General features: G+C 59.9%; 30 protein-coding genes. All 30 read right to left on the bottom strand.

The annotated features are described in order from the left end of the window. Positions 1–154: 154 nt before the first annotated feature. On the bottom strand, positions 155–544 hold the full coding sequence (gene rplQ / locus AAFN46_RS08145) for a 50S ribosomal protein L17 (protein WP_110683351.1): 390 nt from the start codon (positions 542–544) through the stop codon (positions 155–157). Positions 545–589: 45 nt separating this feature from the next. Then, positions 590–1,591 (bottom strand): DNA-directed RNA polymerase subunit alpha, encoded by a 1,002-nt coding sequence (rpoA, locus tag AAFN46_RS08140; protein ID WP_347808179.1) that lies wholly within the window; start codon positions 1,589–1,591, stop codon positions 590–592. A 22-nt stretch (positions 1,592–1,613) separates the two neighbouring features. Continuing rightward, positions 1,614–2,234, bottom strand: a complete 621-nt coding sequence (gene rpsD, locus AAFN46_RS08135; RefSeq protein ID WP_347808178.1) for a 30S ribosomal protein S4 — start codon at positions 2,232–2,234, stop codon at positions 1,614–1,616. Positions 2,235–2,250: 16 nt separating this feature from the next. Then, a complete protein-coding gene (rpsK, locus tag AAFN46_RS08130) occupies positions 2,251–2,640 on the bottom strand; it encodes a 30S ribosomal protein S11 (protein ID WP_021702690.1) in 390 nt (129 codons plus the stop codon). A 30-nt stretch (positions 2,641–2,670) separates the two neighbouring features. Then, positions 2,671–3,027: a 30S ribosomal protein S13 gene (gene rpsM, locus AAFN46_RS08125; protein ID WP_347808177.1), complete on the bottom strand. Its 357-nt coding sequence runs from the start codon at positions 3,025–3,027 to the stop codon at positions 2,671–2,673. A gap of 133 nt (positions 3,028–3,160) precedes the next feature. Beyond that, positions 3,161–3,277 carry a 50S ribosomal protein L36 gene (rpmJ, locus tag AAFN46_RS08120; protein ID WP_043217073.1) on the bottom strand — a complete coding sequence of 39 codons (117 nt, stop codon included), beginning with the start codon at positions 3,275–3,277 and terminating at the stop codon, positions 3,161–3,163. 31 nt (positions 3,278–3,308) lie between these two features. Then, positions 3,309–4,637 carry a preprotein translocase subunit SecY gene (gene secY, locus AAFN46_RS08115; RefSeq protein WP_347808176.1) on the bottom strand — a complete coding sequence of 443 codons (1,329 nt, stop codon included), beginning with the start codon at positions 4,635–4,637 and terminating at the stop codon, positions 3,309–3,311. Beyond that, positions 4,638–5,072, bottom strand: coding sequence for a 50S ribosomal protein L15 (gene rplO / locus AAFN46_RS08110; protein WP_347808175.1), 435 nt, complete (start codon positions 5,070–5,072; stop codon positions 4,638–4,640). It abuts the gene before it with no gap. Positions 5,073–5,074: 2 nt separating this feature from the next. Further along, a complete protein-coding gene (gene rpmD, locus AAFN46_RS08105; RefSeq protein WP_110683346.1) occupies positions 5,075–5,251 on the bottom strand; it encodes a 50S ribosomal protein L30 in 177 nt (58 codons plus the stop codon). Between the two features lie 2 nt (positions 5,252–5,253). Further along, entirely contained in the window at positions 5,254–5,781 is a 528-nt protein-coding gene (gene rpsE / locus AAFN46_RS08100; RefSeq protein ID WP_347808174.1) for a 30S ribosomal protein S5, read from the bottom strand. Between the two features lie 3 nt (positions 5,782–5,784). Beyond that, complete coding sequence (rplR, locus tag AAFN46_RS08095) at positions 5,785–6,135, bottom strand: 50S ribosomal protein L18 (RefSeq protein ID WP_110683344.1); 351 nt, start codon at positions 6,133–6,135, stop codon at positions 5,785–5,787. A 10-nt stretch (positions 6,136–6,145) separates the two neighbouring features. Next, positions 6,146–6,679: a 50S ribosomal protein L6 gene (gene rplF, locus AAFN46_RS08090; RefSeq protein WP_347808173.1), complete on the bottom strand. Its 534-nt coding sequence runs from the start codon at positions 6,677–6,679 to the stop codon at positions 6,146–6,148. Between the two features lie 12 nt (positions 6,680–6,691). Next, the gene (gene rpsH, locus AAFN46_RS08085) at positions 6,692–7,084 is read right to left on the bottom strand and encodes a 30S ribosomal protein S8 (RefSeq protein ID WP_347808172.1); all 393 of its coding nucleotides are present in this window, start codon (positions 7,082–7,084) and stop codon (positions 6,692–6,694) included. Between the two features lie 173 nt (positions 7,085–7,257). After that, positions 7,258–7,563: a 30S ribosomal protein S14 gene (gene rpsN, locus AAFN46_RS08080; RefSeq protein ID WP_347808171.1), complete on the bottom strand. Its 306-nt coding sequence runs from the start codon at positions 7,561–7,563 to the stop codon at positions 7,258–7,260. Positions 7,564–7,575: 12 nt separating this feature from the next. Continuing rightward, positions 7,576–8,115, bottom strand: coding sequence for a 50S ribosomal protein L5 (gene rplE / locus AAFN46_RS08075; protein ID WP_347808170.1), 540 nt, complete (start codon positions 8,113–8,115; stop codon positions 7,576–7,578). A 19-nt stretch (positions 8,116–8,134) separates the two neighbouring features. Beyond that, the gene (rplX, locus tag AAFN46_RS08070; protein WP_110683340.1) at positions 8,135–8,449 is read right to left on the bottom strand and encodes a 50S ribosomal protein L24; all 315 of its coding nucleotides are present in this window, start codon (positions 8,447–8,449) and stop codon (positions 8,135–8,137) included. Between the two features lie 12 nt (positions 8,450–8,461). Continuing rightward, on the bottom strand, positions 8,462–8,830 hold the full coding sequence (gene rplN / locus AAFN46_RS08065; protein WP_225788815.1) for a 50S ribosomal protein L14: 369 nt from the start codon (positions 8,828–8,830) through the stop codon (positions 8,462–8,464). A gap of 22 nt (positions 8,831–8,852) precedes the next feature. Further along, a complete protein-coding gene (gene rpsQ, locus AAFN46_RS08060) occupies positions 8,853–9,119 on the bottom strand; it encodes a 30S ribosomal protein S17 (protein ID WP_187807876.1) in 267 nt (88 codons plus the stop codon). A 2-nt stretch (positions 9,120–9,121) separates the two neighbouring features. Next, entirely contained in the window at positions 9,122–9,313 is a 192-nt protein-coding gene (gene rpmC, locus AAFN46_RS08055) for a 50S ribosomal protein L29 (RefSeq protein ID WP_021702703.1), read from the bottom strand. Continuing rightward, positions 9,313–9,726, bottom strand: a complete 414-nt coding sequence (rplP, locus tag AAFN46_RS08050; RefSeq protein ID WP_110683337.1) for a 50S ribosomal protein L16 — start codon at positions 9,724–9,726, stop codon at positions 9,313–9,315. The genes rpmC and rplP overlap by 1 nt, the downstream gene beginning before the upstream one ends. A gap of 12 nt (positions 9,727–9,738) precedes the next feature. Continuing rightward, on the bottom strand, positions 9,739–10,425 hold the full coding sequence (gene rpsC, locus AAFN46_RS08045; RefSeq protein ID WP_347808169.1) for a 30S ribosomal protein S3: 687 nt from the start codon (positions 10,423–10,425) through the stop codon (positions 9,739–9,741). Positions 10,426–10,438: 13 nt separating this feature from the next. Then, on the bottom strand, positions 10,439–10,771 hold the full coding sequence (gene rplV / locus AAFN46_RS08040) for a 50S ribosomal protein L22 (RefSeq protein WP_003103908.1): 333 nt from the start codon (positions 10,769–10,771) through the stop codon (positions 10,439–10,441). A gap of 13 nt (positions 10,772–10,784) precedes the next feature. Next, entirely contained in the window at positions 10,785–11,060 is a 276-nt protein-coding gene (rpsS, locus tag AAFN46_RS08035; protein ID WP_347808168.1) for a 30S ribosomal protein S19, read from the bottom strand. Between the two features lie 16 nt (positions 11,061–11,076). Then, positions 11,077–11,898, bottom strand: a complete 822-nt coding sequence (rplB, locus tag AAFN46_RS08030; RefSeq protein ID WP_347808167.1) for a 50S ribosomal protein L2 — start codon at positions 11,896–11,898, stop codon at positions 11,077–11,079. A gap of 14 nt (positions 11,899–11,912) precedes the next feature. Beyond that, positions 11,913–12,212 (bottom strand): 50S ribosomal protein L23, encoded by a 300-nt coding sequence (rplW, locus tag AAFN46_RS08025; RefSeq protein ID WP_252272486.1) that lies wholly within the window; start codon positions 12,210–12,212, stop codon positions 11,913–11,915. Then, positions 12,209–12,811, bottom strand: coding sequence for a 50S ribosomal protein L4 (rplD, locus tag AAFN46_RS08020; protein WP_347808166.1), 603 nt, complete (start codon positions 12,809–12,811; stop codon positions 12,209–12,211). Before rplD ends, rplW begins: the two co-directional genes overlap by 4 nt. A 14-nt stretch (positions 12,812–12,825) precedes the next feature. Continuing rightward, the gene (gene rplC / locus AAFN46_RS08015; RefSeq protein ID WP_076580073.1) at positions 12,826–13,461 is read right to left on the bottom strand and encodes a 50S ribosomal protein L3; all 636 of its coding nucleotides are present in this window, start codon (positions 13,459–13,461) and stop codon (positions 12,826–12,828) included. Between the two features lie 83 nt (positions 13,462–13,544). Beyond that, positions 13,545–13,856 carry a 30S ribosomal protein S10 gene (gene rpsJ, locus AAFN46_RS08010; protein ID WP_003243886.1) on the bottom strand — a complete coding sequence of 104 codons (312 nt, stop codon included), beginning with the start codon at positions 13,854–13,856 and terminating at the stop codon, positions 13,545–13,547. A 152-nt stretch (positions 13,857–14,008) separates the two neighbouring features. Then, the gene (gene tuf / locus AAFN46_RS08005) at positions 14,009–15,202 is read right to left on the bottom strand and encodes an elongation factor Tu (RefSeq protein WP_347808155.1); all 1,194 of its coding nucleotides are present in this window, start codon (positions 15,200–15,202) and stop codon (positions 14,009–14,011) included. Positions 15,203–15,232: 30 nt separating this feature from the next. Continuing rightward, on the bottom strand, positions 15,233–17,368 hold the full coding sequence (gene fusA, locus AAFN46_RS08000; protein WP_347808165.1) for an elongation factor G: 2,136 nt from the start codon (positions 17,366–17,368) through the stop codon (positions 15,233–15,235). Positions 17,369–17,377 lie beyond the last annotated feature (9 nt).

The following is a 17,377-nucleotide window of genomic DNA, read 5'->3' as shown; positions in this document are numbered from 1 at the left end:
CCAATTTATGGAGAGTAACGATCTAATAGTTTTTATCTCTTGATAAGGAGGCATAGGTCTGTCCGCACACCCGGCCTCAGCCGCCGCCCCATATGCCCTTCCGCGGAAACAAAAAACCGGGCCATGGCCCGGTTTCTTGTGGTGCGGAAACTGCTTATTCGGCAGCTTCTACGGCTTCGCCGGCGACCTTGCGGTCAACCAGCTCGACGTACGCCATGGGGGCGTTGTCGCCGGCGCGGAAACCGCACTTGAGGATGCGCAGGTAGCCGCCCTGACGGGTGGCGTAGCGCTTGCCCAGGTCGTTGAACAGCTTGCCGACGATGGCTTTCGAACGAGTACGGTCGAAGGCCAGACGACGGTTGGCGACGCTGTCTACCTTGGCCAGGGTGATCAGCGGCTCGGCAACGCGGCGCAGTTCCTTGGCTTTCGGCAGGGTGGTCTTGATCAGTTCGTGTTCGAACAGCGACACCGCCATGTTCTGGAACATGGCCTTGCGGTGGGCGCTGGTGCGGCTCAGGTGACGGCCACTTTTACGATGACGCATGATTGAAATTCCTTACCAAACGTTCAGTTCGGTGATTACGGACGATCAGGCAGTCGCCTTATCGTCCTTCTTCAGACTTGCCGGCGGCCAGTTGTCGAGGCGCATGCCGAGGGACAGACCACGGGAGGCCAGAACGTCCTTGATCTCGGTCAGGGACTTCTTGCCCAGGTTCGGAGTCTTGAGCAGCTCTACTTCGGTGCGCTGAATCAGGTCGCCGATGTAGTAGATGTTCTCCGCCTTCAGGCAGTTGGCCGAACGCACGGTCAGCTCGAGGTCATCGACCGGACGCAGCAGGATCGGATCGATCTCGTCTTCCTGCTCGACCACCACCGGCTCGCTGTCGCCCTTCAGGTCGACGAAAGCCGCCAGCTGGTGCTGGAGGATGGTCGCGGCACGACGGATGGCCTCTTCAGGGTCCAGGGTGCCGTTGGTTTCCAGATCGAGGACCAGCTTGTCCAGGTTGGTGCGCTGCTCGACGCGGGCGTTTTCCACCACATAAGCCACACGACGGACCGGGCTGAAGGAAGCGTCCAGTTGCAGACGGCCGATGCTACGGCTCTCTTCCTCATCGCTCTGACGGGCGTCGGCCGGCTCGTAGCCACGGCCACGACGCACGGTGAGCTTCATGTTCAGAGCGCCGTTGTCCGCCAGGTTGGCGATCACGTGGTCGCCGTTGACGATCTCGACGTCGTGATCCAGCTGGATATCGGCAGCGGTGACCGCGCCCGCGCCCTTCTTGGACAGGCTCAGGGTGACTTCGTCACGGCCGTGCAGCTTGATGGCCAGACCTTTCAGGTTGAGCAGGATCTCAATCACGTCTTCCTGCACGCCTTCGATCGCGGAGTACTCATGGAGTACGCCGTCGATCTCGGCCTCGACCACTGCACAGCCAGGCATGGAGGACAACAGGATGCGACGCAGCGCGTTGCCCAGGGTATGGCCAAAACCACGCTCGAGGGGCTCGAGGGTGATCTTGGCGCGGGTCGGACTGACCGCCTGAACGTCGATGTGACGGGGGGTCAGGAACTCATTTACCGAAATCTGCATGGATGCACCTATTTTCTAGCCCTTACTTGGAGTAGAGCTCGACAATCAGGCTCTCGTTGATGTCGGAGGACAGATCGCTGCGAACCGGGACGCTCTTGAACACGCCGGACTTCTTCTCAGCATCCACTTCGACCCACTCAACGCGACCACGCTGGCCGCACAGCTCGAGAGCCTGGGCGATACGCAGCTGGTTCTTGGCCTTTTCGCGAACGGCTACCACATCACCAGCCTTGACCTGGTAGGACGGGACGTTCACGGTCGAACCGTTCACGGTGATGGCTTTGTGCGATACCAGCTGACGGGATTCGGCGCGGGTGGCACCAAAGCCCATGCGGTAAACCACGTTGTCGAGACGGCATTCCAGCAGCTGCAGCAGGTTCTCGCCGGTAGCGCCCTTACGACGGGCAGCTTCCTTGTAGTAACCGCTGAACTGACGCTCCAGCACGCCGTAGATACGACGGACTTTCTGCTTCTCACGCAGCTGGGTGCCGTAGTCGGACTGACGGCCACGGCGAGCGCCGTGCTGGCCGGGAGCCGACTCGATGTTGCACTTGGATTCGAGCGCGCGCGCACCACTCTTCAGGAAGAGGTCGGTGCCTTCACGGCGAGACAGTTTGCACTTGGGACCAATGTAACGAGCCATTCTTCACTGTCTCCTATTACACGCGACGCTTCTTCGGCGGACGGCACCCGTTATGCGGGATCGGCGTCACGTCGGTGATGCTGGCGATTTTGTAGCCGCAGGCGTTCAGAGCACGCACGGCGGATTCGCGACCCGGGCCCGGGCCCTTGACGTTCACGTCGAGGTTCTTCAGACCGTATTCCAGAGCAGCCTGACCGGCACGCTCGGCAGCCACCTGGGCAGCGAACGGGGTGCTCTTACGGGAGCCGCGGAAACCGGAACCACCGGAGGTCGCCCAGGACAGAGCATTGCCCTGACGATCGGTGATGGTAACGATGGTGTTGTTGAAAGAAGCGTGGATATGGGCGATGCCATCCACCACTGTCTTTTTGACTTTCTTACGAGTACGAGCAGCAGGCTTAGCCATGACTTAATTCCTGTCGATACGCGGGCGCAATTACTTGCGGATCGGCTTACGCGGGCCCTTACGGGTACGCGCGTTGGTCTTGGTGCGCTGACCGCGGACCGGCAGGCCACGGCGATGACGCAGACCGCGGTAGCAGCCCAGGTCCATCAGACGCTTGATCTTCATGTTGACTTCGCGGCGCAGATCACCCTCGGTGAGGATCTTGCCGACTTCGCCACGCAGCTGCTCGATCTGCTCGTCAGAGAGATCTTTGATTTTTGCCGCCGGGTTGACACCGGTGGTGGCGCAGATCTTCTGCGCAGTGGTGCGACCAACACCGTAGATGTAGGTCAGCGAGATAACAGCGTGCTTGTTATCCGGAATGTTGACGCCTGCAATACGGGCCATTCAGTGGAACTCCAATTGACAGCTACCCACGCCCTGGAAGCCAAGAAATAGGGCGCGCGATATTAGCGCTGTAATAACAAAGAATCAACCCGGCAGCGCACTAGCTGCCGGGCTCATTACGCGTGAATCACACTCAGCCTTGGCGCTGCTTGTGACGCGGCTCCGCGCTGCAGATCACGCGCACGACGCCGTCGCGACGGATGACCTTGCAGTTGCGGCACAGCTTCTTGACCGATGCACGAACTTTCATCAGTAACTCCTAGAACCTTACGGAAACCATGTCAGCGGAGCATGCCGCCGCCATAGCCCTTCAGGTTGGCTTTCTTCATCAGGGATTCGTACTGATGCGAAACGAGGTGCGATTGTACTTGGGCCATAAAGTCCATCACAACCACGACCACGATCAGCAACGAGGTCCCGCCAAGGTAGAACGGAACGTTGGCTGCCACCTGCAGGAACTGCGGGAGGAGGCAAACGGCCGTCATGTACAGAGCACCGAACATGGTCAAGCGGGTCAGCACGCCATCGATATAGCGCGCGGATTGCTCGCCCGGACGGATGCCCGGAATAAAGGCACCGGACTTCTTCAGGTTTTCCGCTACGTCTTTCGGGTTGAACATCAGCGCCGTATAGAAGAAGCAGAAGAAGATGATCCCTGCACTAAACAGCAGAATGTTCAACGGCTGACCGGGAGCGATCGCCTGCGAGATGTCCTGCAGCCAGCCCAGACCTTCGGACTGACCGAACCAGGTCCCCAGCGAAGCCGGGAACAGCAGGAGACTGCTGGCGAAGATGGCCGGGATCACGCCCGCCATATTCACCTTCAGCGGCAGGTGGCTGGTCTGCGCCGCGAAGACCTTGCGGCCCTGCTGACGCTTGGCGTAGTGCACCGCAATGCGACGCTGGCCACGCTCGATGAACACCACGAAACCGATGATCGCTACCGCCAGCAGGCCGATGGCGATCAGGGCGAAGATGTTGATATCGCCCTGACGAGCAGACTCGAAGGACTGCCCGATCGCCGACGGCAGACCGGCCACGATGCCTGCAAAAATCAGCATCGAGATACCGTTGCCGACACCGCGCTCGGTGATCTGCTCGCCCAGCCACATCATGAACATGGCGCCGGACACGAAGGTCGTCACCGCCACGAAGTGGAAGCCGAAATCAACCGAGAACGCAACGCCCTGGCTGGCCAGGCCAACGGACATGCCGATGGCCTGGACGATCGCCAGGACGAGAGTGCCGTAGCGGGTGTACTGGCTGATCTTGCGACGGCCAGCTTCACCTTCCTTCTTCAACTGCTCCAGCTGCGGACTGACAGCGGTCATCAACTGCATGATGATCGATGCCGAGATGTACGGCATGATCCCCAGCGCGAAGATGCTCATCCGCTCCAGCGCGCCGCCGGAAAACATGTTGAACAGGCTAAGAATGGTCCCCTCGTTCTGCCGGAACAGGTCGGCCAGCCGGTCAGGGTTGATTCCGGGCACCGGAATGTGCGCGCCGATCCGATAGACGATGATCGCCAGGAACAGGAAACGCAGTCGAGCCCAGAGCTCGGACAACCCGCCATTGCTGAGCGCGGAGAGAGCACCTTGCTTAGCCATTTAGTCCTCGAACTTACCGCCAGCTGCTTCGATGGCCGCACGCGCACCCTTGGTGGCGGCGATGCCCTTGAGGGTGACCGCGCGACCAACCTCGCCGGACAGCATGACTTTCACACGCTGCACGTTCTGGTTGATCACGTTGGCATCCTTCAGCGACTGCAGGGTTACGACATCGCCTGCCACCTTGGCCAGCTCGGAAGTGCGCACTTCAGCGCGATCCATGGCCTTCAGGGAAACGAAGCCGAACTTCGGCAGACGACGGTGCAGCGGCTGCTGGCCGCCCTCGAAGCCGGGGGCAATCTTGCCACCGGTACGCGAGGTCTGGCCCTTGTGGCCGCGGCCACCGGTCTTACCGAGGCCGCTACCGATACCGCGACCCAGGCGACGCTTCTCGCGACGGGCACCCGGCGCGGAACGCAGATCGTTCAGTTGCATGATTAACCCTCCACCTTCAGCAGGTAGTAAGCCTTGTTGATCATGCCGCGGTTTTCAGGAGTGTCCTGAACTTCGACGGTGTGACCGATGCGACGCAGGCCCAGGCCCTTGACGCAAGCTTTGTGGTTGGCCAGACGGCCATTGGTGCTCTTGACCAGAGTGACTTTTACGGTAGCCATGATCAGAGAATCTCCTCGACGCTCTTACCACGCTTGGCAGCCACGGATTCCGGCGACTGCATGGCCTTCAGACCCTTGAAGGTGGCGTACACCACGTTCACCGGGTTGGTAGAGCCGTAGCACTTGGCCAGAACGTTCTGCACACCAGCCACTTCCAGCACGGCACGCATGGCGCCGCCGGCGATGATGCCGGTACCTTCGGAGGCCGGCTGCATGAACACGTGGGACGCGCCATGCACGGACTTCATCGCGTACTGCAGAGTGGTACCGTTCAGGTCGACCTGGATCATGTTGCGACGCGCGGCTTCCATCGCCTTCTGGATGGCGGCCGGCACTTCGCGGGACTTGCCGCGACCGAAACCGACGCGACCCTTGCCATCACCCACCACGGTCAGCGCGGTGAAGGTGAAGATACGGCCACCCTTTACGGTCTTGGCAACGCGGTTAACCTGGACCAGCTTCTCGATGTAGCCTTCGCCCTGGGCATCGTCGCGGTTGTCGCGATCGCGCTTTTGCTCGTGATTTGCCATAACTTAGAACTCCAGCCCGCCTTCACGAGCAGCATCAGCCAGCGCTTTCACACGGCCGTGGTACTTGAAGCCAGAACGGTCGAACGCTACCTGGGTGACGCCAGCGGCTTTCGCACGCTCGGCGACCAGCAGGCCGACTTTCTTGGCCGCGTCGACGTTGCCGGTGGCGCCGTCACGCAGTTCTTTGTCCAGGGTCGAGGCGCTGGCCAGAACCTTGGCGCCGTCGGCCGAAATGACCTGGGCGTAGATGTGCTGGGAAGAGCGGTACACGCAGAGGCGTACGGTTTCCAGCTCGCGCATTTTCAGGCGTGCCTTGCGAGCGCGACGCAGACGAGTTTCTTTCTTTACGCTCATTTGCTATGCCCTACTTCTTCTTAGCTTCTTTGCGACGTACGACTTCGTCGGCGTAGCGCACACCCTTGCCCTTGTACGGCTCGGGACGACGGAAGTCGCGGATCTCCGCAGCCACCTGACCGACCAGCTGCTTGTCGATGCCCTTGATCAGGATATCGGTCTGGCTGGGGGTTTCGGCGGTAACGCCCTGCGGCAGTTCGTAGTCGATCGGATGGGAGAAGCCCAGCGCGAGATTCAGCACCTGACCTTTGGCCTGGGCCTTGTAACCCACGCCGACCAGCTGCAGCTTGCGCTCGAAGCCTTGGCTCACGCCAATGACCATGTTGTTGACCAGTGCACGGGTGGTACCGGCCATGGCCTTGTTCTGCTGATCGCCATTGCGGGCGGCAAAACGCAGCTCACCGGAGTCCTGGATGACTTCCACGGACGGGTGCACGTTGAGTTCGAGGGAGCCTTTGGCGCCCTTGATAGACAGCTGCTGGCCAGCGAGTTTGACCTCGACACCTGCCGGCAGCTTGACGGGGTTCTTAGCAACGCGAGACATGCTTATCCCCCCTTAGAACACAGTGCAGAGCACTTCACCGCCGACACCGGCAGCGCGTGCAGCACGATCAGTCATCACACCCTTGTTGGTGGAGACGATCGAAACGCCCAGACCACCGCGTACTTTCGGCAGCTGATCGACGGATTTGTACTGGCGCAGGCCTGGACGGCTGGCGCGCTTCACTTCTTCGATGACCGGACGGCCTTCGAAGTACTTCAGCTCGATGGACAGTTGCGGCTTGGCGTCGCCACTGACCTGATAACCCGCGATGTAACCTTCGTCCTTGAGAACTTTGGCTACTGCCACCTTCAGCTTGGAAGACGGCATGCTTACTACCGACTTTTCAGCCATCTGGGCATTACGGATACGAGTTAGCATGTCCGCTAACGGGTCCTGCATACTCATGGGCTAGATGCTCCTGAAACAAAAAGAACAGCCTTTCGGCTGGAACCATCCACGAGCCCGAAAATACCAGGCTCAGGAGAGCCGGACATTCTAGAGATCGATCAAAAATGAATCAAGCCCCAAAGGGGCCTGATCGATAAAACAAAGCCGGCTGACGCCGGCTTCGCTTTTTCTTACCAGCTGGCTTTCACCAGACCCGGTACGTCACCGCGCATGGCGGCCTCGCGCAGCTTGTTACGCGCAAGACCGAACTTGCGGTACACGCCGTGCGGACGGCCGGTGATGCGGCAACGGTTACGCAGGCGGCTGGCGCTGGCGTCACGCGGTTGCTTCTGCAGGGCGACCTGGGCTTCCCAACGCTGCTCCGGAGTGGAGTTCGGGCTGGCAATCACAGCTTTGAGCTCTGCACGCTTCTTGGCGAACTTGGCGACCAGACGCTGACGCTTCTGCTCGCGGTTCTTCATGCTCTCTTTGGCCATTTCCTACTCCAATCAGTTGCGGAACGGGAAGTTGAAGGCGCGCAGCAGGGCGCGACCCTCATCGTCCGTACGGGCAGTGGTGGTCAGGGTGATGTCCAGACCACGCAGAGCATCGATCTTGTCGTAATCGATTTCCGGGAAGATGATCTGCTCTTTCACGCCCATGCTGTAGTTGCCACGGCCGTCGAAGGACTTGGCATTCAGGCCGCGGAAGTCACGCACGCGCGGCAGGGAGATGGAGAGCAGGCGATCCAGGAATTCGTACATGCGATCGCGGCGCAGGGTCACCTTGACACCGATCGGCCAACCTTCACGAACCTTGAAGCCGGCAATGGACTTGCGGGCGTAGGTCACGACGGGCTTCTGACCGGTGATCTTTTCCAGGTCGGCTACGGCGTTTTCGATGATCTTCTTGTCACCGATCGCTTCGCCAAGACCCATGTTCAGGGTGATTTTGGTAACGCGCGGAACTTCCATCACGTTCGCCAGCTTCAGTTCATCCTTCAGCTTCGGAGCGATCTGGTTCCGGTAAATCTCTTTCAGTCGTGCCATGGGTTTCTACCTATGATTCTCAAGCGCCAACCGGCTTTTGGGTGGACTTGAAGACACGAATTTTCTTGCCGTCTTCGACCTTGAAGCCAACGCGATCAGCCTTGTTGGTTTCGCTGTTGAAGATAGCGACGTTGGACACGTGCAGGGGCGCCTCTTTCTCGACGATACCGCCCTGAACACCGATCATCGGGTTCGGCTTGGTATGACGCTTGACGAGGTTGATGCCGCCGACGATCAGACGATCGTCAGCCAGCACTTTCAGCACCTTGCCGCGCTTGCCCTTGTCTTTGCCGGCGATGACGATGATCTCGTCGTCACGACGAATCTTTTGCATGACGGCTTCTCCTTACAGCACTTCGGGGGCGAGCGAGACGATCTTCATGAACTTCTCGGAACGCAGTTCACGAGTCACCGGCCCGAAGATACGGGTGCCGATCGGCTCTTGCTTGTTGTTCAGCAGAACAGCGGCGTTGCCGTCGAAGCGAATGATCGAGCCGTCGGCACGACGTACGCCGTGCTTGGTGCGAACCACGACAGCGGTCATCACCTGGCCTTTCTTCACTTTGCCGCGCGGAATCGCTTCCTTCACGGTGACCTTGATGATGTCGCCGATACCGGCGTAACGACGGTGCGAACCACCAAGGACCTTGATGCACATAACGCGACGAGCACCGCTGTTGTCAGCGACGTCGAGCATGGATTGAGTCTGAATCATATCTTTCTCCGACCCTTAGTCCTTAGACTTCCACGGCACGTTCGACGACTTCCACCAGGGCCCAGGACTTGGTCTTGGCCAGCGGACGGGTCTCACGAATGGTGACCTTGTCGCCGATCTTGCACTGGTTGGTTTCGTCGTGGGCGTGCAGCTTGGTCGAACGCTTCACGTACTTACCGTAGATCGGGTGCTTGACGCGACGCTCGATCAGAACGGTGATGGTCTTGTCCATTTTGTCGCTGACGACGCGGCCGGTCAGCGTACGGACGGTTTTCTCTGCTTCAGCCATGATCACTTACCTGCCTGCTGGTTGAGCACAGTTTTCACGCGAGCGATGTCGCGCTTCACTTGCGAGAGCAGGTGAGACTGCCCCAACTGACCAGTCGCCTTCTGCATGCGCAGATTGAACTGGTCGCGCAGCAGGCCGAGCAGTTGCTCGTTCAGCTGCTGAACCGATTTTTCACGGAGTTCTTTCGCTTTCATCACATCACCGTCCGCTTAACAAAGGAGGTGGCGAGGGGCAGCTTTGCAGCAGCCAGGGCGAAAGCCTCACGCGCCAGCTCTTCCGGAACACCTTCGATCTCGTACAGCACCTTGCCCGGCTGGATCTGGGCTACCCAGTACTCCACACCACCCTTACCTTTACCCATACGAACTTCGAGGGGCTTCTTGGTAACCGGCTTGTCCGGGAACACGCGGATCCAGATCTTGCCGCCACGCTTAACGTGACGAGTCAGGGCGCGACGGGCTGCCTCGATCTGACGAGCAGTCAGGCGACCACGGGAAACAGCTTTCAGGGCGAACTCGCCGAAGCTGACCTTGCTACCGCGATGAGCCAGACCACGGTTGTGGCCGGTCATCTGCTTGCGGAATTTTGTACGCTTGGGTTGCAGCATGTTGCGTACTCCTTACTTAGCAGCTTTCTTGCGCGGCGCCGGAGCGGCAGGCTTGGACTCTTCCAGCTGGCCACCGATGACCTCGCCCTTGAAGATCCACACCTTCACACCGATCACACCGTAAGTGGTGTGCGCCTCGTAGGTGGAGTAATCGATATCGGCACGCAGGGTGTGCAGGGGCACACGACCTTCGCGATACCACTCGGTACGGGCGATTTCCGCGCCACCGAGACGACCACTCACCTGGATCTTGATGCCCTTGGCACCAATGCGCATGGCGTTCTGTACGGCGCGCTTCATGGCGCGACGGAACATAACGCGACGCTCCAGCTGCTGAGCAACGCTCTGCGCTACCAGCATGGCATCGAGCTCCGGCTTGCGGATTTCCTCGATGTTGATGTGCACCGGCACACCCATTTGCTTGGTCAGGTCCTGACGCAGCTTCTCGACGTCTTCACCCTTCTTGCCAATCACGATACCGGGACGGGCAGTGTGGATGGTGACGCGCGCGGTTTGAGCCGGACGCGCGATGTCGATGCGGCTTACGGACGCGTTTTTTAGTTTGTCCTGGAGGTACTCACGAGCCTGCAGGTCGGCCAGCAGATAATCAGCGTATTGACGCTTGTCTGCGTACCAGACGGAGGTGTGCTCCTTGACGATTCCCAGGCGGATGCCTACGGGATGTACTTTCTGACCCATCTGATCGACTCCGTTACTTGTCCGCAACCTTGACAGTGATATGGCAAGACCGCTTGACGATGCGATCAGCACGGCCCTTGGCACGCGGCATGATGCGCTTAAGCGAACGCCCTTCGTTGACGAAAACGGTGCTGACCTTCAGGTCATCAACGTCCGCGCCTTCGTTGTGCTCGGCGTTGGCAACGGCCGACTCCAGCACTTTCTTCATGATCTCGGCGGCTTTCTTCGAGCTGAAAGCCAGGAGGTTGAGCGCTTCGCCCACCTTCTTCCCGCGGATCTGGTCGGCGACCAAGCGGGCTTTCTGGGCGGAGATTCGAGCGCCCGACAGCTTAGCGGCTACTTCCATCTTTCCTTACCCCTTAACGCTTGGCTTTCTTGTCCGCAGCGTGCCCACGGTAGGTGCGGGTAGCAGCGAACTCGCCGAGTTTGTGGCCGACCATGTCTTCGTTCACGAGGACCGGGACATGCTGACGACCGTTATGCACAGCGATGGTCAGACCGACCATCTGCGGCAGAATGATGGAGCGACGCGACCAGGTTTTAACCGGCTTGCGATCGTTCTTTTCCACCGCAACTTCGACCTTCTTCAACAGGTGAAGATCGATAAAAGGACCTTTTTTCAGAGAACGCGGCACTGTCGTATCCCTCTAGTTACTTGCGGCGACGAACGATCATGTTGTCGGTGCGCTTGTTGGAGCGAGTCTTCGCACCCTTGGTCGGGAAGCCCCACGGCGAAACCGGGTGACGACCACCGGAGGTACGACCCTCACCACCACCGTGCGGGTGATCGACCGGGTTCATGGCAACACCACGAACGGTCGGACGAACGCCACGCCAGCGCTTGGCACCGGCCTTGCCCAGGGAGCGCAGGCTGTGCTCGGAGTTGGAAACCTCGCCCAGGGTCGCACGGCACTCAGCCAGGACCTTGCGCATCTCGCCGGAACGCAGACGCAGGGTGACGTAGGCACCTTCACGAGCCACCAGCTGCACGGAGGCACCGGCGGAGCGAGCCAGCTGAGCGCCCTTGCCCGGCTTCAGCTCGATGCCATGAATGGTCGAACCGACGGGAATGTTGCGCAGCGGCAGGGTGTTACCGACCTTGATCGGAGCAGCGGAACCGGACACCAGCTGATCGCCGGCGCTCACGCCCTTCGGCGCGATGATGTAGCGACGCTCACCGTCGGCATATTTCAGCAGAGCGATGTGCGCGGTGCGGTTCGGATCGTATTCCACGCGCTCAACGACGGCAGGGATGCCATCCTTGTTGCGACGGAAGTCGACCAGACGGTAATGCTGCTTGTGGCCACCGCCGATGTGGCGAGTGGTGATACGACCGTTGTTGTTACGGCCGCCAGTCTTCGACTTCTTCTCGAGCAGCGGAGCGTACGGAGCGCCTTTGTGCAGCTCCTGGTTGACCACCTTGACCACGAAACGGCGGCCAGCGGAAGTCGGTTTGCATTTAACGATTGCCATGATGCGCCCCTACCTTACTCAGCACTGCTGGTGAAATCGAGATCTTGGCCCGGCTGGAGGGAGACGTACGCCTTCTTCCAGTCGTTACGCTTGCCCAGGCCGCGAGCGGTGCGCTTGGTCTTGCCCTGTACGTTGACAGTGCGGACGGCATCTACCTTCACGCTGAACAGGCTTTCGACGGCCTTCTTGATTTCCAGCTTGGTTGCGTCGGTGGCAACCTTGAAAACGAATTGGCTCTTACCATCTGCCAGCACGGAGGCTTTCTCGGAGATGTGCGGGCCAACCAGCACTTTGAATACGCGTTCCTGGTTCATGCCAGCAGCTCCTCGAATTTCTTCACGGCCGACACGGTTACCAGCACTTTGTCGAAGGCGATCAGGCTGACCGGATCGGTGCCTTGAGCGTCGCGGACATCAACGTGCGGCAGGTTGCGCGCAGCCAGGTACAGGTTCTGGTCAACGGCCTCGGTGACGATCAGCACATCGCTCAGACCCATGCCGTTCAGCTTGCCCAGCAGAGCCTTGGTCTTCGGGGCTTCGACGGCGAAGTCTTCGACCACGACCAGACGATCCAGACGAACCAGCTCGGAGAGGATGGAGCGCAGAGCGGCGCGGTACATCTTCTTGTTGAGCTTCTGGCTGTGATCCTGGGTCTTGGCAGCGAAAGTCACGCCACCGCCACGCCAGATCGGGCCAACGCTGGAACCGGAACGAGCACGACCGGTGCCCTTCTGACGCCACGGCTTCTTGCCGCCGCCAGTCACTTCAGCGCGAGTCTTCTGACCACGGGTACCCTGACGACCGCCAGCCATGTAGGCGACGACAGCCTGGTGCACCAGAGTCTCGTTGAACTCGCCGCCGAAAGTGCGCTCGCTGACTTCGATAGCCTGAGCGCCATTTACATTCAGTTGCATCTCAGCTTCCCCTATTAACCGCGAGCTTTGACAGCCGGACGCACCAGCACGTCGCCACCGGTGGCGCCCGGAACGGCACCCTTGACCAGCAGCAGATTACGCTCGGCGTCGACACGGACCACTTCCAGGGACTGCACGGTCACGCGCTCGGCGCCCAGATGACCGGACATTTTCTTGCCCTTGAATACACGACCAGGAGTCTGGCACTGGCCGATGGAGCCCGGAGCGCGGTGGGAAACGGAGTTACCGTGGGTATTGTCCTGACCGCGGAAGTTCCAGCGCTTGATGGTACCGGCATAGCCTTTACCCTTGGACTCGCCGGTGACATCCACCAGCTGGCCAGCTTGGAACAGTTCGGCAGTGATCTGATCGCCGGCCTGGTACTCGCCCTCTTCCAGGCGGAATTCCCAGACACCGCGACCAGCAGCGACATTAGCCTTGGCGAAGTGACCGGCCTGCGCCTTGGTCACGCGGGAAGCGCGACGCTCACCCACGGTCACCTGCACAGCGCGGTAGCCATCGCTCTCTTCGGATTTGAACTGGGTGACGCGATTCGGCTCGATCTCGATGACCGTAACCGGAATGGAGACACCTTCTTCGGTGAAAATGCGGGTCATACCGCATTTACGACCGACTACACCAATAGTCATGTTGTAAACCTCATGAGTGTACGGGGCTTTCACCCGCTATGGCCGCCCATTTCAGAGCGTTACACGACTAAAACCGCAAGGTTTTAGCCGAGGCTGATCTGCACTTCCACGCCTGCCGCAAGGTCGAGCTTCATCAGCGCGTCGACGGTTTTATCCGTCGGCTGGACGATGTCCAGCACACGCTTGTGGGTACGAATTTCGTACTGATCGCGCGCGTCCTTGTTGACGTGCGGGGAGATCAGAACGGTGTACCGCTCTTTGCGGGTAGGCAGAGGAATAGGACCACGCACCTGAGCACCAGTACGTTTCGCGGTTTCCACGATTTCCTGGGTGGATTGATCGATCAGGCGATGGTCAAAAGCCTTCAACCGAATACGGATTTGTTGGTTTTGCATTTTGACCTCAGACTCTATCTCTGCTATCCCCAACGGACGGACTACGCCCGTTAAAAGGAGGCGCAATTGTACGGATGCGCCCAGGGGGTGTCAACTTTTGACCAGCCAAAAGAAAAGGGGCCCCGAAGGGCCCCTCTTCTGACGGTCTTCGATTACTCGATGACCTTGGCAACCACGCCGGCGCCAACGGTACGGCCGCCTTCGCGAATCGCGAAACGCAGGCCGTCGTCCATGGCGATCGGCTTGATCAGGGTGACAACCATCTTGATGTTGTCGCCCGGCATTACCATCTCAACGCCTTCCGGCAGCTCGCACGAACCGGTCACGTCGGTGGTACGGAAGTAGAACTGCGGACGGTAGCCCTTGAAGAACGGGGTGTGACGACCACCTTCTTCCTTGGACAGCACGTACACTTCGGCTTCGAACTTGGTGTGCGGCTTGATGGTGCCCGGCTTGGCCAGAACCTGACCACGCTCGACTTCATCACGCTTGGTGCCGCGCAGCAGCACGCCGCAGTTCTCGCCGGCACGACCTTCGTCGAGCAGCTTGCGGAACATCTCCACGCCGGTGCAGGTGGTCTTGGTGGTCGGACGCAGACCGACGATCTCGATCTCTTCCTGAACCTTGACGATACCGCGCTCGACACGACCGGTTACCACGGTGCCGCGACCGGAGATGGAGAACACGTCCTCGATCGGCATCAGGAACGGCATGTCGATGGCACGCACCGGCTCCGGAATGTAGGAGTCCAGGGTCTCGACCAGCTTCTTCACGGCGGTGGTGCCCAGGCCGTTCTCGTCTTCGCCGTTCAGGGCCATCAGAGCGGAACCGATGACGATCGGAGTGTCGTCACCCGGGAAGTCATAGGTGCTCAGCAGGTCGCGAACTTCCATCTCGACCAGTTCCAGCAGCTCGGCGTCGTCGACCATGTCGGCCTTGTTCAGGAACACGACGATGTAGGGAACACCCACCTGGCGGGACAGCAGGATGTGCTCGCGGGTCTGCGGCATGGGGCCGTCGGCAGCGGAGCAAACCAGGATAGCGCCGTCCATCTGGGCAGCACCGGTGATCATGTTCTTCACGTAGTCGGCGTGGCCCGGGCAGTCAACGTGCGCGTAGTGACGAACATTGGAGTCGTACTCTACGTGAGCGGTGTTGATGGTGATACCACGAGCCTTCTCTTCCGGAGCGGAGTCGATCTTGTCGAAGTCGACGCGAGCGGAACCGAACACTTCCGAGCAGACGCGAGTCAGGGCAGCGGTCAGAGTGGTTTTACCGTGGTCAACGTGACCGATGGTGCCTACGTTGACGTGCGGTTTGTTACGTTCGAATTTTTCCTTAGCCACGACAGTAAACCTCTTACTTAAAGGGCGGGATTAGCCTTGTTTTTTAACCAGAGCTTCGACGATGTTCGACGGAGCTTCTGCGTACTTGGAGAATTCCATGGAGTAGCTGGCGCGACCCTGGGACATGGAGCGAACGTCGGTAGCGTAACCAAACATCTCGCCCAGCGGAACTTCGGCACGGATAACCTTACCGGAAACCGTATCTTCCATACCCTGGATCAGACCACGACGACGGTTCAGGTCGCCCATCACGTCACCCATGTAGTCCTCGGGGGTTACCACCTCGACCTTCATGATCGGCTCAAGCACCTTACCGCCGCCCTTCTGGGCCAGTTGCTTGGTCGCCATGGAGGCAGCGATCTTGAACGCCATCTCGTTGGAGTCGACGTCGTGGTAGGAACCATCGAACACGGTCGCCTTCAGGCCGATCAGCGGATAGCCGGCGACGACGCCGTTCTTCATCTGCTCTTCGATACCCTTCTGGATCGCCGGGATGTATTCCTTCGGAACCACACCGCCCACGACTTCGTTGGCGAACACCAGACCTTCGGTGATATTGCCCTTGTCGTCCACGTCGGCCGCCGAGAAGCGGATCCAGCAGTGACCGAACTGGCCGCGACCACCGGACTGACGAACGAACTTGCCTTCGATCTCGACGTTAACGCCGGTGATGGTTTCACGGTAGGAAACCTGCGGCTTGCCGATGTTGGCCTCGACGCCGAACTCGCGCTTCATGCGGTCGACGAGGATGTCCAGGTGCAGCTCGCCCATACCGGAGATGATGGTCTGACCGGTTTCTTCGTCGGTCTTGACGCGGAACGACGGGTCTTCCTGGGCCAGCTTGCCCAGAGCGATACCCATCTTCTCCTGGTCGGCCTTGGTCTTCGGCTCGACAGCCACCGAGATCACCGGCTCCGGGAAGTCCATGCGCTCGAGAATGATCGGCTTCTCGATGTCGCACAGGGTGTCACCGGTGGTGACGTCCTTCATGCCGATCAGGGCGGCGATGTCGCCAGCGCGCACCTCCTTGATCTCGTCACGCTGGTTGGCGTGCATCTGCACCATACGACCAACGCGCTCTTTCTTGCCCTTGACCGAGTTGAGCACGGAGCTACCGGACTCCAGCACGCCCGAGTAGACACGCACGAAGGTCAGGGTACCGACGAAGGGGTCGGTGGCGATCTTGAACGCCAGGGCGGAGAACGGCGCATTGTCGTCGGCGTGACGCTCGTCTTTCGGAGCCTCGTCGCCTTCGTCGATATGATCCGGGTGGATACCCTGGATCGCCGGAATCTCGGTCGGCGCCGGCAGGAAGTCGATGACGGCATCGAGAACCAGGGGCACGCCCTTGTTCTTGAACGAGGAACCGCAAACGGCCGGAACGATTTCACAGGCGATGGTACGCATACGCAGACCGGCCTTGATGTCCTCGATGGAGAGGTCGCCCTCTTCGAGGTACTTGTTCATCAGCTCTTCATTGGCCTCGGCAGCCGCCTCGACCATGTTGTTGCGCCACTCGTTGGCCAGGTCAACCAGCTCGGCGGGAATCTCTTCCTCGCGATAGGTGGTGCCCTTGTCGTCATCGTTCCAGTAGATGGCCTTCATCGACATCAGGTCGATCTGCCCCTGGAAGTCATCTTCCGCACCGATGGCCAGCTGAACCGGAACCGGGGTGTGACCCAGGCGGTTCTTGATCTGACCGACGACGCGCAGGAAGTTGGCACCAGCGCGGTCCATCTTGTTCACGTAGACGATACGCGGCACGCCGTACTTGTTGGCCTGACGCCATACGGTCTCGGACTGCGGCTCAACGCCGGAAGTGCCGCAGAACACCACGACAGCGCCGTCCAGCACGCGCAGGGAGCGCTCAACTTCGATGGTGAAGTCTACGTGGCCGGGGGTATCGATGACGTTTACGCGGTACTTGTCGTACTGGCGGCGCGAACCTTCCCAGAAGGTGGTGATCGCAGCGGAGGTGATGGTGATACCACGCTCCTGCTCCTGCACCATCCAGTCGGTAGTGGCGGCACCGTCGTGCACCTCACCCATCTTGTGGCTGAGACCTGTGTAGAACAGGATCCGCTCGGTGGTGGTGGTCTTGCCCGCGTCTACGTGGGCACAGATACCGATGTTCCGGTAGCGGTTGATTGCTGTATTACGAGCCATAAAGCCCTC

Source organism: Pseudomonas sp. CAU 1711 (assembly GCF_039888625.1).
GTDB lineage: Bacteria > Pseudomonadota > Gammaproteobacteria > Pseudomonadales > Pseudomonadaceae > Aquipseudomonas.
Note: the sequence above shows the minus strand (reverse complement) of the source record. Positions and strands in the feature narration are given on the sequence as shown.

Bases quoted from the DNA above. Each gene is read 5' to 3' on its own strand.
- rpsM (WP_347808177.1), bottom strand. From the start codon at position 3,027: ATGGCCCGTATTGCAGGCGTCAACATTCCGGATAACAAGCACGCTGTT.
- rpmC (WP_021702703.1), bottom strand. From the start codon at position 9,313: ATGAAAGCGAAAGAACTCCGTGAAAAATCGGTTCAGCAGCTGAACGAG.
- rpsH (WP_347808172.1), bottom strand. From the start codon at position 7,084: ATGAGTATGCAGGACCCGTTAGCGGACATGCTAACTCGTATCCGTAAT.
- secY (WP_347808176.1), bottom strand. From the start codon at position 4,637: ATGGCTAAGCAAGGTGCTCTCTCCGCGCTCAGCAATGGCGGGTTGTCC.
- rplR (WP_110683344.1), bottom strand. From the start codon at position 6,135: ATGAGCGTAAAGAAAGAAACTCGTCTGCGTCGCGCTCGCAAGGCACGC.
- rpmJ (WP_043217073.1), bottom strand. From the start codon at position 3,277: ATGAAAGTTCGTGCATCGGTCAAGAAGCTGTGCCGCAACTGCAAGGTC.
- rplC (WP_076580073.1), bottom strand. From the start codon at position 13,461: ATGACTATTGGTGTAGTCGGTCGTAAATGCGGTATGACCCGCATTTTC.
- rpsD (WP_347808178.1), bottom strand. From the start codon at position 2,234: ATGGCTCGTTACATTGGTCCCAAGTGCAAACTGTCTCGCCGTGAAGGC.
- rplX (WP_110683340.1), bottom strand. From the start codon at position 8,449: ATGCAAAAGATTCGTCGTGACGACGAGATCATCGTCATCGCCGGCAAA.
- rplQ (WP_110683351.1), bottom strand. From the start codon at position 544: ATGCGTCATCGTAAAAGTGGCCGTCACCTGAGCCGCACCAGCGCCCAC.
- rplB (WP_347808167.1), bottom strand. From the start codon at position 11,898: ATGGCAATCGTTAAATGCAAACCGACTTCCGCTGGCCGCCGTTTCGTG.
- rplF (WP_347808173.1), bottom strand. From the start codon at position 6,679: ATGTCTCGCGTTGCTAAGAACCCCGTCAAGCTGCCGGCAGGTGTCGAG.
- rplP (WP_110683337.1), bottom strand. From the start codon at position 9,726: ATGCTGCAACCCAAGCGTACAAAATTCCGCAAGCAGATGACCGGCCAC.
- fusA (WP_347808165.1), bottom strand. From the start codon at position 17,368: ATGGCTCGTAATACAGCAATCAACCGCTACCGGAACATCGGTATCTGT.
- rplV (WP_003103908.1), bottom strand. From the start codon at position 10,771: ATGGAAGTAGCCGCTAAGCTGTCGGGCGCTCGAATCTCCGCCCAGAAA.
- rpoA (WP_347808179.1), bottom strand. From the start codon at position 1,591: ATGCAGATTTCGGTAAATGAGTTCCTGACCCCCCGTCACATCGACGTT.
- rplE (WP_347808170.1), bottom strand. From the start codon at position 8,115: ATGGCACGACTGAAAGAGATTTACCGGAACCAGATCGCTCCGAAGCTG.
- rplW (WP_252272486.1), bottom strand. From the start codon at position 12,212: ATGAACCAGGAACGCGTATTCAAAGTGCTGGTTGGCCCGCACATCTCC.
- rplO (WP_347808175.1), bottom strand. From the start codon at position 5,072: ATGCAACTGAACGATCTGCGTTCCGCGCCGGGTGCCCGTCGCGAGAAG.
- rplD (WP_347808166.1), bottom strand. From the start codon at position 12,811: ATGCAACTGAATGTAAATGGCGCTCAGGCTATCGAAGTCAGCGAGCGC.
- rpsN (WP_347808171.1), bottom strand. From the start codon at position 7,563: ATGGCCAAAGAGAGCATGAAGAACCGCGAGCAGAAGCGTCAGCGTCTG.
- rpsC (WP_347808169.1), bottom strand. From the start codon at position 10,425: ATGGGTCAGAAAGTACATCCCGTAGGCATCCGCCTGGGAATCGTCAAG.
- rpsE (WP_347808174.1), bottom strand. From the start codon at position 5,781: ATGGCAAATCACGAGCAAAAGCGCGATCGCGACAACCGCGACGATGCC.
- rpsQ (WP_187807876.1), bottom strand. From the start codon at position 9,119: ATGGCTGAAGCAGAGAAAACCGTCCGTACGCTGACCGGCCGCGTCGTC.
- rpsK (WP_021702690.1), bottom strand. From the start codon at position 2,640: ATGGCTAAGCCTGCTGCTCGTACTCGTAAGAAAGTCAAAAAGACAGTG.
- rpsJ (WP_003243886.1), bottom strand. From the start codon at position 13,856: ATGCAAAACCAACAAATCCGTATTCGGTTGAAGGCTTTTGACCATCGC.
- rpmD (WP_110683346.1), bottom strand. From the start codon at position 5,251: ATGGCTACCGTAAAAGTCACTCTGGTCAAGAGCACCAATGGCCGTCTG.
- rplN (WP_225788815.1), bottom strand. From the start codon at position 8,830: ATGATTCAGACTCAATCCATGCTCGACGTCGCTGACAACAGCGGTGCT.